The following is a 14,630-nucleotide window of genomic DNA, read 5'->3' on the forward strand; positions in this document are numbered from 1 at the left end:
TCAGGCCGCGTAGAACACGGGGCGCGTGGGGCGCGGGTTGCTGACGAACTTCATCTCGTTGATCATCTTCTTGAAGTCCTTCTGGTCGATGCCCGTGGAGCCCTGGGCCTGCGAGCGGGTGGCGTACTTCTCGTAGGTGTCCACCACCTTCTTCGCCTCCGGCGTGAGGCGGTCGTAGTTCTGGCGCGCCCACTTCATCGTGTCGGTGAACTCGGTGCCGGCCGCGTTGCCGTCCAGGTCGCCCGCGCCCTTCTCGATGGCGGCGGTCAGGTCGTTGCCGGAGATCTTGCCCTTCTTGGAGTCCAGGCCCTCCAGCGCGTCGCGCATGGAGCTGTCGTGGAAGGTCTTGAAGCCCTCCATCTTCTTGAACATGGCGTCCGCCTCCTTCTGCGTCATGCCCTCCGGGCCGGCCTTCTTCGCGGCCTGCTGGTAGGTCTTCAGGACCTCCTTGGCCTCGGGCGTGAGGCGGCTCTCGTTCTTGGCGGCCCACTTCTCGAACTCCTTCAGCTCGGAGGTGGAGGAGTGGCCGTCCGTGTCGGAGATGCCGTCCTTGATGGCCTTGGTGAGGTCCTCGCCGGAGATGGGGCCGCTCTGCTTGTCGAGCGCCTCCGTGGCCTTGCGGGCGCTCACGTCACCGGCGCCCACCTTGCTCAGCTCCTTGTTCATGGCGGCGGTCTCCTTGTCGGTGAGACCGGTGCGGCCCTGGGCCTGCGCCGCCTGGGTGTGCTTGCGGTAGACATCCAGGACCTCCTTGGCCTCCGGGGACAGGCGGCTCTCGTTCTTGGAGGCCCACTTCTCGAACTCCTTCAGCTCCGCGCCGCCGGCCTGGCCGTCGTGGTCCGCGGTGCCCGTCTTGATGGCGCGGGCCATGTCCTGGCCGGACACCGTGCCGCCGTGGCTCTTGCTGTCCAGGTTGGCGAGCGCCTTCTTCGCGCTGGCGTCACCCACGTCGCGCATCTCCGCGAGCATCTTCTTGAAGTCGCCCTGGGGGATGCCGGACTCGCCGCGCGCCTGGGAGACCGCCGCATACTTGCTGTAGATGTCCATCACCTGGCGGGCTTCCGGGGTGAGGCGCTCGCGGTTGTTGGCGGCCCAGTCCGCGACGGCGCGGTACTCACCGGAGGCGGCCTGGCCGTCCAGGTCACCGACCGCGGCCTCGATGCTGTCCGCGAACTGCTCCGCGCCGATGGAGCCAGAGGTCTTGTTCAGCTTGTTCATCTCCACCATGGCGCCCAGGTCCTTGGGCTGCCAGTTGTCACGCGGGCCCACGCAGCCGTGGCCCTGCGCGGAGAAGCGGTCACCGAGGTGCGCGTGGCGGGACTGGAGGTCGTGGAGCTGCGACTTCAGGCCCGCCATCTGCGACTTCATGTTGTTGAGGGTGGCCTTCATCTCCGCCGCCTGCTTCGCCGGGGACGAGCTGCCACGCAGGACCGCGAGCTCCTTGTTGCCGAGGGCCGGCTTGCCGTTGAGGGAGGTGGCGACGGCGGTGGAAGCGGACTTGGCGATGGTCATTTTTGATCTCCGGTGGGAGCGGCTTCCGTTGCGGAAGCAGTCATGCCGGGACCTATTGCGCGCGTCGTGCCAGCTCCCCGGGCCAGCACACCCTGAAGGATTCCATGGGGTTACGCTGCGATGACGCGAGAGCCGGGGTGGTGACAACAGTCACCAGCGGTGATGACTGTCACCATCCCCCCCGCCCCGGGGTGGTGACGAAAGGCATCACTTCCGGCGCGAGGGCTTGAGCGCCTTGCGCACGCGCTGCTTGCCGGCGGGACGGTCCGCGACGTGGACGTAGCCCCGCTTGAGGAAGAACGGGAGCGTGCCCGTGTAGGCCATTCCGTTGCTGATACGCGCTGAGCCCTTGGGCGGTTTCACCGGATAGCCTTCGAGGGTGGCGGGGCCCTCGCGACGCACCGCGGCCTCCACGGCGGCGAGCAGCGCGGTGGCCACGCCCTGGTTGCGCCAGTTCCGGTGGATGAAGAAGCAGGGCACGGAGGTGACGGTGTCCGCGTCGTCGCACGTGAAGCTGGGGGCTCGGTCCAGGCGCGAGAAGGAGCGGCGCGGGCCGAAGGCGGCCCAACCCACCGGTACTCCGTCCGCGTAGGCGAGGATGCCCTTCGCCTCTCCGCTCGCGACCAGGGCCTTGAAGCGGCGCTTTGCTTCAGGGCCTCGCACGTCGTCGTAGCGCTCGCCCTCCGGGATGCGCCAGTACATGCACCAGCAGCCGCCACAGGCGCCGTTGGGGCCGAAGAGCTTCTCGAGGTCGGGCCAGAGCTCCGGGGTGAGCTCCACGGTCTTCAGGTCGGGTGGCGCCATGGGGCGCCCGTTCTAGACGCCGCCGCGCAGCTCTGTCTCGGGCCAGAGGGCTCCGTCCCTCGGGGTTAGCAGGAAGGTCAACTTCCCCTGGTGGAAGCCGCGCACCGGGCCCGTGGGCTCCGGGTAACCCGGTGGCAGGAGCCAGTCCGGGGGCTGGAGTGGTGTGGTGGCGATGGACTGGCCCTGGCGCAGGGCTCCCACGTCCTGGTCCGTGAGCGCTCGCGAGGGCGTCCAGGGGAGCAGGTCGCGGCCGTGCCGTTCGATGCGCGCGCCGGGGCCCGGGTCCTTCCAGGGGCCGATGGCCGTGCGCTTCAGCGTGGAGAGGTGCGCGCCGCAGCCGAGTGCGCGTCCCAGGTCTTGGGCCAGGGAGCGGACGTAGTAGCCACCACGGCAGGTGAGTTCCAACGTGCTGGCCTTGGGCAGGTCGTGCGAAAGCCAGCGCGCGGTGTGCAGGTACACGCGCGAGGGAGGCAGCTCCACGACTTCGCCCCGGTGGGCCTTGCGGTAGGCGGGCTCACCGCCGAGCTTCTTCGCGCTGGTGGCGGGCGGGATTTGATCCGTCCAGCCGAGGAACGGGCGCAGCGCTGCTTCGAGTTGCTCGGGGGTGAGCGCGGTCGCGTCTCCCTGGTGCACGGGGCGGCCGTGCAGGTCTCCGGTGTCCATCTCCGTGCCCCACTCCACGCGGGCCTCGTAGACCTTGGGCGCCGCGTGCAGGTGTTCGAAGAGGTGCGTGGCCGGGCCCACCAGCATCAACAGCAGCCCTTCCGCGAACGGATCCAACGTGCCGCCGTGGCACAGCGCCGTGCGGCGGCCGGGCCGCGTCGCCTGCGCTTCCTCCTGGAAGGCTCGGACGGTGGCGAAGCTGGTGGCGCCCACGGGCTTGTGCGTGAGGTAGAGGCCGGGGGTCATTCGTCGTTTCCGTTCCGCTTCACCGTCGTCGCGCCCTGCTGCTTCTCCAGGTGCACGGGCGAGGTGCCGGTCTTGTCCGCGATGACGGTCGCCAGGGCTTCCGCGTGCGTCGTCACCCAGACCTGGCTGTACTCGGAGGCTCGCACGATGAGCCTGCCCAGGGGCTCCAGCAGGTCCGGGTGCAGGCTGGTCTCCGGTTCGTTCAACGCGAGGAACGGCGGCGGTCTGGGACTGAGCAGCGCCGCCAGCAGACACAGGTAGCGCAGCGTCCCGTCCGACAGCTCCGGCGCGGACATGGGCCTCGACAGGCCGGGCATGTGCAGGAAGAGGCTGAAGCGTCCGTCCTCCGCTCGCACCTCCAGCCTGGAGCCGGGAAAGGCGTCGTCGATGCCCTGCTCCAGGGCGCGGTCATCGCCAATCTCCCAGAGGGTCTGAAGCGCCGCCGCGAGGTCGCGCCCGTCCGACGCGAGCACCGGCGTGCGCACTCCCACCTGCGGGTGCCGGGGCAGCGCGTCCGGGTCCGTGCGGAAGTGGTGGTAGAAGCGCCACGCGCTCAACGTGCGTTGGACTTCGCCCAGTCTGGGGAAGCGGTGCGGTTCGGCGAGCTGATCCATCACCGACTCCGAGCCCCACAGCTCCGCGGGGAACGTGACGCGCTTCCCGTCCGCGTCGCGAAGGAAGGCCGTGCGGTCCTTGCGCTCCATCAACACCAGATGCCGGCCTCCGGAGTGCGCCCAGAGGTGCTCCTCCTTCACCTCCGGATCCAGGGTGAACATCGTCTGGGGTGGCGACGTGGGCACCACGCCGCACTGCAATTCGTAGGTGAGGTCGTCCAGGTCCACCGTCACGCGCATGCGCGCCGGCTTCTTGGGGTCACGGGGGCCGGCCCACATCACGCTCGAGGTGCCGCCCTCGTCCGCCAGCGTGCGCGCGAGCCGGCCTTCCGCCGCCGCCGCGAGCAGGTACAGCGCGCGGTACAGGTTCGTCTTGCCGCTGCCGTTGGGGCCCACCACCACGGTCACCGGCCCCAGCTCCAGGTGGAGCTGACGCACGGAGCGGTAGCCTGCGATGTCCAGACGCGTGAGGGCCATGACGTGCGCGCGAGCCTATCCGGACCGGGGCTTCGGTGGGCCAGCTCCGGCTTATGCGCGACCACGGCGTTTCACGGTAGTAGAACCGGTTATTCGACCCGAGGAGGTCGGAACGACGGCGCCGCGGCCAGTAGCTCCAGCAAACGTTCCTGGGGCACGCGGTCCCAAGCGTCGGATGGGAGGAGCGTTCCGAAGAGGCTGGCGTCGAAGACATGCTGCCGGCGCATCACCCGATCCCACTGGAAAGCGTCATAAGTGCCCTCGAAGACGAGCTGCCGAACCTCGATGAACGGAGGCTCGCCTTGAGCTCCTTCGTCGAGCCACTTCCGGGCGAGCCGCTCCCAAAAACTACCCTTGCGATCGACGCGGCCGATCTGCTGCTCAAGGATGGCCGGGTTCCACTCGGCGTGGAACTGCACGACCACTCGACAGGACTCGTGCAGGTTGAGCCCCTCGCGCCCCACCTGGCTCTGCGCGATGAGCACCCACGGCGAAGCCCCTGGACGGTTGAACGCGGCTTGGAGGTAGCGACGCGTCTCCCAGCGCGTAGCGCCCTGGAGCAGACGCGCGTGAAAGCTCTGTCGCCCGTCGTCGTCCTCAATGAGCGCCCGGAGCGCTTCCTTCCGAAGCACCGCCTGTTCCTCGTCGACGTCTTCGTCGCCCAACTCACCCAGGAGCGGTCGCAGGCGCTCTTCGACGAACTCGGCGGTCAGTGCGTCGAAGCGCTCGTGGGTGACTTCGCCGGACTGCGAGTCCGTCGCCAGGAAGTCGTCGAGGACGAACGAGACGAGGTGATCCTCGAGCGCGCTCTCGAGTTCGTGGTCGGCCGGAGCTCCACCGAGTAGCGTCGGGTCGGTGCGCCACGTTATGACTACCTTCTTCGCACGTTCGCGTACCTGCCGCCGAAGCCGCTCGTAGGCCTTGTGGCTGTCGCTCAGCGCGCGGCGCACATCGGCGCCGTTGCCCGCGCACAGGCGACCCGAGAGTGTGCCCTTCGCGCGCATGCGCTCGATTTGGCGGAGCGCGATCCCGAGCAACGCCGCGTCGGTATGAACATCGTGAGAAATCGGCCTACCCGCATCGGCCGCGCGCAGCGCATGCCTCACATTGAGCACGTCACGAAGAAGCCTGAGTGGGCGAAGAAAGACGCCGAAGACGAGCACCTTCTCGCGTATCAGCGTCCAGCGCTCAATCTCCTCCACGGCAGCAAGGATGCGCGGATGCTCGGCGTCAGGGTCAGTTTCGGCGCCGTTGACGGGCGGCAGTCCATCGAGCACGCGCTTTCGACCATCGCGGAGGCGACGATACCAGTAGGCTACGCGCGCGATCTTCCCGCGTTTGTGATCATCGACGACGCCGGGCTCGGGTACACGGAGCGGCTCGCTCGTTTCCGACAGATCGATACTGACATGCCCCGCCGACAGCTTCGTGTAGGCGTCGCGCACAGCTCGGGGCCAGTCCGCGGTGTCCTTGAGCGTCAGCCCGCGAGCGCACTGGCTCATGCACTCGGCGGCGAAGAGCACATTGAGCCAGGGCGAGTCCTGGCCCACTGTCTCGCTCCACCCGATCCGTACGCGCTGAAGCCGTCGGTGCGGATGAGGCAATCTCGCGGACAGCGCCGCGCCCGTGCGGAAGCTCGTGACGAGCGGGTCGTCGTCACGTCGACGCCGCGTTACATGCGGAGCCAGCGTCCTGGTGAAGTCTCTCGCGGCCGCGCACAGCTCGTCGAGGCGGCTCCCTTCGTCGGGTGCCACGGCCGCACGGACCGCCGCGTCGTGCAGGCGCTTCACCACCTGCCCCCCGCGCTCCCGATCGAGTCCGCTGCGCGTGCGCCCCAGCAGGTCGAGCCATTGCGTCAGCTCGAGTTCCATCGGCGTCGCAGTGAGGCAGAGCCGCCGCCCGCTCTCGGGCTGCTTCAACAGCGCGTCAACCAGCCGCGCGAGGACCGTGCCCGACGCAGCACCTAGCGCGGTGTCTTCAACGCCCACTTCACCACGGCTCTTGTGTGCTTCGTCGATGACGATGAGATCGAACTCGCCGAGCCAGAGCCCCAACAACTCCTCGGTCAGCGGCCGGCCGTCGCCATTGTTGCCGAACTGGGCGAAAAGCGCGTCGTTGTTCCAACCCGACACGTTGAGCGGAGGCAGAGACTCGATACGCTTACGAAGGTCACGAAGCCCGCGCACTCGCGGGGCAACCTCGCTTGCGATCCGGGCCATCCCGTTCCAGCCCCACCGCGACGCTGGCGCATTCTCAATCTTGCGCTGAAGCTTTCCGAACCGGGTCCGCCCGTCCTCGCGCTCCACACGTGAGGCGAGATGGAGCTCGACGAATGCAGGCAGCGCCGCACGCCATTCATCAGAGTTGCTGCGCACCAACGGCGCGCGGAACCCATGGGAGATGAGCCACCACTCGGACTCGTCGGGGCGCGGGCTGAGGTCCATCCACGACGCCTCGTTCAGCGACACCTCGCGCAGGAACTCCGTGAAGGTCGTGAGTTCCTTAGGCACCGGGCTGTTCACGCGAAGCTTCCGTGACTCGGCGGCCCACTGGTGCATGAGGCCGTGCGGAACGACAACTGCCGCGCGCCCCCCTGCATCGAGGACAGCGTGGACCACGGCGCACGCGAGGCGCGTCTTGCCGGTGCCGACCTCGTCGGCAAGCACGACACCACTTTGCGGCAACCGCTCAGCCATCCAGATGAGCGACGCGCGTTGGCCGTCGTCGAGGTGCTGCTCCTCACACGGCTTGGCCGCGTCCTCCGCGACGAGCCTCCGAAGCGCATCGGCGGCACGGGTCCACGTGAAGCTCATCGCAGCCCCCATGCACGCGCTGCTCCGTCTAGGATTTCGAAGTACCTGGCTCGCTGTTTGTCCGTCAGGTGCGGAGAGCGCAGCTCGGGCTCGCGGAGGTGCTCGAACACGTTGAGCCGATGCATCCGCCACGTCGCGATGAGGGACTGAGGGAACGACGCGCAAAACATTCGGTCGAGATGCTCGAGCCAGTCGTCGAGCATCGATTCCGGCAGTGCCGCCTGAAGCGCGGCAACCTGCTCGACGAGTTCGGCGGCGGCGTGCATCGCATAACTCTTCTCCTGCTCGCTCGCCGCCCCTGTGCCCTTGCCCTTGGTTCCGCCACCGTCGCCCTCATCGTCATCTTCTCCGTCGTCGGTGGCCTCGGCAGGACGGATCGGGAAGTCGAGGAGCGCCGCGAGCGCGTCCGCATAGGTGTCGAAGCGCGGAGGCTGCCAGCCAACACGCCCCATGACGTCCACGACGGGCACGACCCACTTGCGGTTGCTCTCATCGTAGACGTTGAGTGCGGTTGGGGTCTCGTCGTCCCGCAGCGGGACGTCGTCCCCTTGCGTCACGTTGAACCCGTCGCGTCCCGTCCAGGAGATGCTCGCGCGAGACGAGGCCGATCCATCCTCGCGCCAGAAACACCGTAGCCGTCTGACCGGCGTAGCCTCGATCATCGCCGAGAGGATCGGCGGTGAGTCCAGGATGGATTGCGTGCCCGGCGCGTCGCCCACCTGGCCAATGGCCCACTCCTCGACGCCTACGGTCTCGGCTTCGTCCGACCAGAACAGTCGGCGCGCGAGCGCCTCACCATCGAGCCGTTCGTCGAGTGCGAAGACCACACCGGTCTCCACATTCCCCTCAGCCAGCTCGCCGTGCGTGAGGAGGCCGCGGCGCGAGAGGTTGCCGGAGCCGAGATAGAGACAGCCGTTGCTCACGTGGCCATCGCGGAGATAGCCCACGTACACGAACTTCGCATGAAGCCGCCGGTTCTGGTCGAGTGCGTCGGAGGGGCGGACGACCTCCCAGCCTTCCGTGTCGCCCTCCATGGCCCACGTCGCCACCGCGCCCGCTTCGTCGGGCTCGACGAGCGCCACGCGCTGCACGTTCGCTGTGAACACACCCAGGCCCTCAAGCTTGGCGAAGACGTCGGGCTTGCGCGCCTGGGTGGACGGCTCCTCGTAAAACCCCGAGCCGCACAGCAGCAGGTTCCTCGGCTTGTCGATCGCATTTCGGAAGCACTCGCGGATCTGGTCGTACAGGGACCTGTAGAGTGAGTGGATGAAGCGCGGCTTGCGATCCCCAGGAGCAACCGAAGCTGCCGCCGCGAGGAGCACGTCGAGCCGTGAGGTCAGCTTGCGCTCCTTCGAGGGAAGCGTCTGCTCGTCACGATGGAAGCGCCGCGCGAGGAGTGCCTCGACGAATGCACCCGCCGCCGCGACGTCAGCGCGGTCCTCGACGCGGGCGCTGTCGCTGAGCGGAAGGTCGACGACCCATACCAGCTCGAGTTGCTGCCGCGCCGAGGTGTACGTGTAGTTGGCCGTGAGGACGGCGAGCCGGAGATGGACGGGAGCACCCGTCCGGTTTGGAGCGAATGCGAGCAGCGCGACCTTTGCGTGCAGGAGCGAGCCGGGATCGACCGTGCGCGGCTGGAACTCGTGGAGGCCAGGGATGCGCCCAGGCGGAAAAACCGCCTGCCGCGACGAGGACGCATGCCCATCCAGCATCAAGTACACGAGCACATTGCCCAGCTCCGAGCGCTGCCGTGGGCGGAGCCCCGTGAACCGCTGCACGGCTTCCTCGAGGAAGTCCTCCGCGCCAGTCATGGCGACGAGCGCCGCGCTGTGCCCGAACATGCCTTCGGGCGGCACGAAGATGTCCAGCAGCGTCTCGGCGCTCATCGCGCACCTCGTTGGTCGACGTCGCGCAGGAGCGAGTGGAAGTTCGCGATGCGGAACGTCCGCCCTGTCCGATCAGGCTCGATACTCGCTGCTCCGTCTTCGAGGTCGCTAACCTCATCCGTGCTGCCGACGACGCGGAACAGCGGGCCTCGGACGACAGAACCGTCGGCGAGCCCGAGTATCTCGTCAGTGCGTCGAACCAGCAGCCGAATCGCTTCGGCATCATCGGTGGCACCGACATCATTGGCAAAGGTGCGGCTCGTGGTCTCCTTCACGTTGGCGGCGTCTGCCTTCTCAAGGAACTTCTTCGCGGCCGCTCGTAGGTCCTTGATGGCCTTCTTGAGGGCTCCGTCGTTGGCCAGTATCGCGAGCTTCACGCCACCGCGTCCCGACTCCACCGCACGGGTCAGGGGGGCGAGCGCATCGCGGGCACGATCGAGCACCGCGCCGAACGCGCGCGCGGCGATGACCTCGTCGGCCTGCTCACGATGACCGTTCTCGCGCAGGCGTGCGACGACGGTACTCTCGATGTCCGGGATGTCCGCCGCGCGCCCGATCGCGCGGGCCAGGCGCTGCCGCTTCTCGCATGCGGCCGTCGACGTTCCGAGGAGCCGTGACCGGACCTGTGCTCGCTCCTCGTCGGTGGCGTGTTCGGGCGAGAGCGCTTTCAGGAGCGTTTTGGGCAAACCGGAAATCTCTTTGTCGCCGTCGAACCACCGAAGCAGCCACTTCCGCAGGCTGGTGCCGCCTTGTCCGACGCGTTGCTCAAGGAATGCTCTGGCCAGAGCGCGCCCGACCGGCTCCAAATCGAGGAGATCGAAACGCGAGCCGCTCGCGAAGCCGAGCCCACCATCGACCCGGATGGCGCGCGCCGCAGCCTGCCGATGCGTATTCCTCACGTAGTTCGTCGCCTGACGGAGCCGATGGGACGACCACACCTCTCGTTCGGCGTCGCGACCGAACGCGCGCCGCCCGAGGATGCGCGGCGACGGGTCCCGCGGATCGACGAGGTACTCCAGTTTGCACGCGAGCGCCTCGATGCCATGGCAAATGGCTGTAGGCTTCAGTGCGTTCGAACCATGGGTTGCCAGCTCCTCGTGGAGCGCGAGCGCGGCCAGCGGCCACGAGAGCTGCCGCGCAAACCAGATGCGACCGAGTTCGGGCACCACGAGCTCGCGGAAGTACAGGTCAGCCGTGCGCAGATCGAAGTCGAGGGAGACCCGCGAGGACATGACCTCGCTCGGTGCGGGAGAGAACCAGTATGTGGCTGCGTCGCTCATGAGGTGGCGCCCCACGCGGATGCTGGAGGCGCGCCATCATACTGCGGGTAGACACCCACCGAGTCAGCCACTTGCGCGGCCCGATCTCGACGACTCACCCACCTGACGCGTGAGGGGCATGGCGTGCGCGCGAGCCTATATGGCCCGGAGCGCAAGAGCCTTCCCTTCATGCAGGGAGATGCTTGCGGGATGGAGGGCACTTCAGTCACTCCGCGCGGCGGGAGCGTTCCTGCGTCCGAACCCATTCCAAAGGACGCTCCGCATGGCTCCCTTCTCCCGTTGGCTCCTGCTGCTCCCCACCGCCCTGGCCCTGACCGGCTGCTCCTCGTCCTCGTCCCCTTTCAGCGGTGACGCGGATGTGATTCCCGAACGGAACACCGCGCCCTGGGACGGCCGAGCGGAGGCGATTCCCGAACGCACCGACTCCGAGGACCTGGGTCCCTATTCGGATTGTGCCTTCAACCTCGCCGTGGGTGACGCGGTCCCCGCGTGCGACGACGCGTCCCTCTTCGACCGGTCCTCTTGCGCACCGGGCACGTTCGATGACCTGGACACCGTGGGCTTCTACTCCCTGAAGGCCCGTCCCTCCTCGAGCAACACCGCCTCCTCCGACTACACCCTCCAGCTGCCGCTCGATGGTGGCAAGGGCACCCTCTCCGGCCAGGCGCTGAAGCAGCGGGAGATTGGCGCGGGCTCGTTCTTCACCGCGGCCACCCTCTCCGCCACGCCCTTCTCGCCGGCCCAGGACCTGGTGTTCATGGGCTGCACCCGGCCCACGCCCGACCGCATCAACGGCTGCTACGTCCAGTGCGCACAGGGCAAGGTCGGCACCGTGGGCACCTTCACCGCCTCGCGCCCGGGCATCCGGACGCGCGGCGAGTCCGAGTCCTCCGGCCTCAAGCTCGTGTCCGAGGCCTCCGTCTCCCTGGGCATGCCCGTGGACGTCTACGTCACCAAGGGACACGCGTACGTGGTCGCCGTGGGGACGGCCAGCAAGCCCGGAGGCCTGGCGGTGTTCGACGTGAGGGACCCCTCGCGCCCGGTGCTCACGAAGACCGTGCAGCTGGCCGGGGACTCGAACTGGAACGGCGTGTGGGCTAAGGACAATGCGCTATACATCGCGAGCGCCAGCTCGGGCGTCATCGTCTATGACATCTCCAAGCCCGCGGATCCGCGGTACGTGCGGGCCGTGCCCGACGCGCCCCTCAACGTGCGCAGCGTGTTCGTGGACGACAAGCGGCTCTACGCCATGGCTCCGTCGCCCGGCAACGCGGTGCTCATCTTCGACGTGTCCTCACCGCTCGCGCCCGTGGAGCTCAACCGGGTGTCCCTGGGCGCCGGCGGCAGCGGACCCCATGACGCCTTCGTGTACGAAGAGCGCCTCTACGTGAGCCACACGGAAGCGGGCTACCACGCCTTCGACGTGGCGGACGCGGAGCACGTGTACCCGCTGGGCGGATACTCCTTCGACGGTCAGTACGCCCACGCGAGCGCGGTGGGCACCTTCGCGGGCCGCACCATCGCCTTCGAGGGCGGCGAGTACCCCGGCTCGCACCTGCGCGTGCTGGACGTCACCGACCCCGCGAACATGAAGCTCATTGGCGAGTACGGCCTGCGCCCCGAGACCTCCATCCACGACATCCTCCTCCGGGGCTCGAAGCTGTACATCGCGTACCACCAGGAGGGCGTGCGGGTGCTGGACGTGTCGCTGCCGACGAAGCCGCGCGAGGTCGCGTACTTCAACACGTACCGGGAGACGGATCCGGACCGCACCGGCTCCTCGCTCGAGGGCGCCATCGGCATCCGCGTGCCCAATGATGGTTTCATCTACGTCGTGGACACGTCCCGGGGGCTGCTCATCCTCTCCGAGCAGCGCTGAGCCGAGGCCTACGGAGGGGGCCGCACCTTCGTCCGGCCGCTGCCCACCTCCTTGCACAGCGCCCAGCCGTCCTCGAGGACTTCGTCGGACGGCACGGGCTCCAACCAGCGCGGCGCCTCCTCACTGGCCCTGGACTCCTCCAGTTGCAAGCGGGCACGGACCTCGCCACCCACGACCCACGAGCCTTCTCCGCCGGACAGCATCAGCAGGTCCGTTTCGAGGTCTCCGACCATGAGGTGATCCGAGCTGGTGTACAGCGCGCACACCCGTTCGTTGCCAATGACCACGAGCCCCGAGTCCGCCGGGTCCCCATCCATCAGGGCCCCATGGATGATGAGGTCTCCCAGCACGACGACGGTGCCCCGGAGGTCGACATGGCCGTGAAGCTCCAGGGGGCCCTGGAAGATGACCAACTCGTCGAAGGCAGTGCCGAGCGTGATGACCGGCTCCCCCTCCTTCCGCCGGGTCTCCGAGAAGTGCGGGTAGGACGCCACCGGTCCGCTGTGACGCGCCAGCGCGTGGGCGAGAATGAACTCCCAGTCCGGGGGACTCCGCGCTTCGGGGATGACGATGGGCACGAAGTCCTGCCGTGTCAGCGCCATTTCCAGCGCCTCCGCCAGGCTGTCGAACCATGCGTCGCGCAGGCGCAGCTGTTCCGGCGTGGGCCAGGGGGGCTCGCTGTGCCAGTGGTCGACAATCTTCCCCCCGGGCAAGCGGTTGCGCAGGTCGGTGAGCGCGGCGTCGATGTCCGGGCGGCGTGGGTGCATGACGGGCTTCTAGCGCCTCAGGGAGGGCTCGCGCATCCGCTACGGGCCATGGGCTAGACTCCCCGAGGCTTCGCGTCGGCCGTGGACCGCGAAGCCCCGCGCAGGAGCCTGCACCCCATGACGTCCTCTATTCGCCTCCTGGGCACGGGCCTCTTCGCCTGCGCCCTGTCCCTTTCCGGCTGTAGCGACTCCAACCCTCCCGGACCGGGACCGTCGGATCCGAAGCCGCTCGTCGAGCTCACCGACTACATCGACGTGGTCCCCAACGAGCCCTGCATGGACTCGAGCTACGCGTCCCCTCGCGCGAACTGCACCGACCCGGCCAGCTTCCCCCTCACGGGCTGTGACCTGGACGCGGTGCGCGCCGTGGAGCCTTCCGGCGTCTACCAGGCGGTCTTCCGCTACACCTCCGTGAGCGCGTTCGGCACGGGCTTCCGCCTGGACACCACCCCCAGCTTCCTGGGCAAGCCCCTGGTGCGAAACCAGGTGGGCCCCGAGGGGTTCTTCGTCACCGGCGAGTACATCACCTCCGCCAACAAGCAGCAGCGGTACGCGCTCGCGGGCTGCCGCGTTCCGGAGCCCGGCCGCATCACCGGCTGCTTCGTGCGCTGCACCGATGGCGTACCGGATTACTCCGGCACCTTCGACGCCCGGCGGATGAACCTGGCCCATGAAGCGGACACCGGCGCCCAGCCCATGCGCCTCGTCTCCGAGACCGCCGTTCCGGTGGGCGACCCCGTGGACGTCTACGTCACGAAGGGCCACGCCTACGTGGTGTCCCTGCCGCGCGGCAAGGAGGAGCCCGGCGGCCTGAGCGTCATCAACGTGAGCGACCCGGCCCACCCCGTCCTCGTCACCCGCCTGAGCCTGCCCAACGACAACTACTGGAACGGCGTCTGGGCCAAGGGAGACGCGCTCTACGTCGCCAGCGGCGACTCCGGCGTCATCATCTACGACATCACGAACCCGGCGGATCCCCGGTACGTGCGCGCGCTGCCCGGCGGCGCCATCAACGTGCACACCGTGTTCGTGGACGGCGACCGGCTGTACGCCATGTCCCCGTCCCCCAGCGGCACGACGTTCGTGTTCGACGTGTTCCGGCCGCTGGAGCCCTCTCTGGTCAGCCGCATCACCGTGCCCCACGAGCCAGGCGCCTACCCGCACGACGCGTTCGCCTACAAGGGGCGGCTCTACATCAACCACTCGACCACGGGCTACGTCGTCGTGGATGTCACCCGCACGGACGTGACGCCCGTGCTGGGCATGTATGCCTTCTCCGGCCAGTACAGCCACGCGAACGCGGTGGGCACCATCAACGGGCGCACCATCGCCTTCGAGGGTGGCGAGCGCCCTGGCGCGCACCTGCGCGTGCTGGACGTCACCGACCCGGCGAAAATCCGCCTCATCGCGGAGGTGCGCAAGCGCCCGCAGACGTCCATCCACAACATGGTGCTGGTGGGCACGCGGCTCTACGTGGCCTGGTACCACGAGGGCGTGCGCGTCTTCGACGTGGCCGACCCCGAGCACCCGAAGGAGGTGGCCGCCTTCGACTCCTTCCAGGAGGCACACCCGCGCAGCACCGACAGCCTCTACCAGGGGGCCATCGGCATGCGCGTGCCGGGCGACGGGCACGTGTACGTCGTGGACCTGTCGCGCGGACTGCTGGTGCTGGCGGAGCCGTGACGCGCG

The 14,630-nt window shown here is 68.3% G+C and carries 10 protein-coding genes; 2 read left to right on the forward strand and 8 right to left on the reverse strand.

Annotated elements, in window-relative coordinates; genetic code table 11:
• From D7V77_RS06920 to D7V77_RS06950, 7 genes are all read right to left on the reverse strand, one after another.
• Window positions 1-1,512, reverse strand: coding sequence for a hypothetical protein (locus D7V77_RS06920; protein ID WP_120575474.1), 1,512 nt, complete (start codon window positions 1,510-1,512; stop codon window positions 1-3).
• 207 nt (window positions 1,513-1,719) lie between these two features.
• Complete coding sequence (locus D7V77_RS06925) at window positions 1,720-2,316, reverse strand: GNAT family N-acetyltransferase (RefSeq protein WP_120575475.1); 597 nt, start codon at window positions 2,314-2,316, stop codon at window positions 1,720-1,722.
• A gap of 12 nt (window positions 2,317-2,328) precedes the next feature.
• Window positions 2,329-3,225 carry a tRNA pseudouridine(55) synthase TruB gene (gene truB / locus D7V77_RS06930; RefSeq protein ID WP_120575476.1) on the reverse strand — a complete coding sequence of 299 codons (897 nt, stop codon included), beginning with the start codon at window positions 3,223-3,225 and terminating at the stop codon, window positions 2,329-2,331.
• A complete protein-coding gene (locus D7V77_RS06935) occupies window positions 3,222-4,316 on the reverse strand; it encodes an AAA family ATPase (RefSeq protein WP_120575477.1) in 1,095 nt (364 codons plus the stop codon). Before D7V77_RS06935 ends, truB begins: the two co-directional genes overlap by 4 nt.
• A gap of 89 nt (window positions 4,317-4,405) precedes the next feature.
• Window positions 4,406-7,129, reverse strand: a complete 2,724-nt coding sequence (locus D7V77_RS06940) for a helicase-related protein (protein WP_147452004.1) — start codon at window positions 7,127-7,129, stop codon at window positions 4,406-4,408.
• On the reverse strand, window positions 7,126-9,015 hold the full coding sequence (locus D7V77_RS06945; protein WP_120575479.1) for a hypothetical protein: 1,890 nt from the start codon (window positions 9,013-9,015) through the stop codon (window positions 7,126-7,128). Before D7V77_RS06945 ends, D7V77_RS06940 begins: the two co-directional genes overlap by 4 nt.
• Window positions 9,012-10,295: a hypothetical protein gene (locus D7V77_RS06950; protein ID WP_147452005.1), complete on the reverse strand. Its 1,284-nt coding sequence runs from the start codon at window positions 10,293-10,295 to the stop codon at window positions 9,012-9,014. Before D7V77_RS06950 ends, D7V77_RS06945 begins: the two co-directional genes overlap by 4 nt.
• A gap of 262 nt (window positions 10,296-10,557) precedes the next feature.
• Here D7V77_RS06950 and D7V77_RS06955 point away from each other — a divergent pair, with 262 nt between their 5' ends.
• Window positions 10,558-12,174 carry an LVIVD repeat-containing protein gene (locus D7V77_RS06955; protein WP_120575481.1) on the forward strand — a complete coding sequence of 539 codons (1,617 nt, stop codon included), beginning with the start codon at window positions 10,558-10,560 and terminating at the stop codon, window positions 12,172-12,174.
• Window positions 12,175-12,182: 8 nt separating this feature from the next.
• Here the strand turns inward: D7V77_RS06955 and D7V77_RS06960 are convergent, their stop codons facing one another.
• A complete protein-coding gene (locus D7V77_RS06960) occupies window positions 12,183-12,941 on the reverse strand; it encodes a hypothetical protein (protein WP_120575482.1) in 759 nt (252 codons plus the stop codon).
• A 117-nt stretch (window positions 12,942-13,058) separates the two neighbouring features.
• On the opposite strand from D7V77_RS06960, the gene D7V77_RS06965 reads away from it, so the two are divergent.
• Complete coding sequence (locus D7V77_RS06965) at window positions 13,059-14,624, forward strand: LVIVD repeat-containing protein (RefSeq protein WP_120575483.1); 1,566 nt, start codon at window positions 13,059-13,061, stop codon at window positions 14,622-14,624.
• Window positions 14,625-14,630 lie beyond the last annotated feature (6 nt).

The organism is Corallococcus sp. CA041A (genome assembly GCF_003612075.1).
Taxonomy (GTDB): Bacteria; Myxococcota; Myxococcia; order Myxococcales; family Myxococcaceae; genus Corallococcus; species Corallococcus exiguus.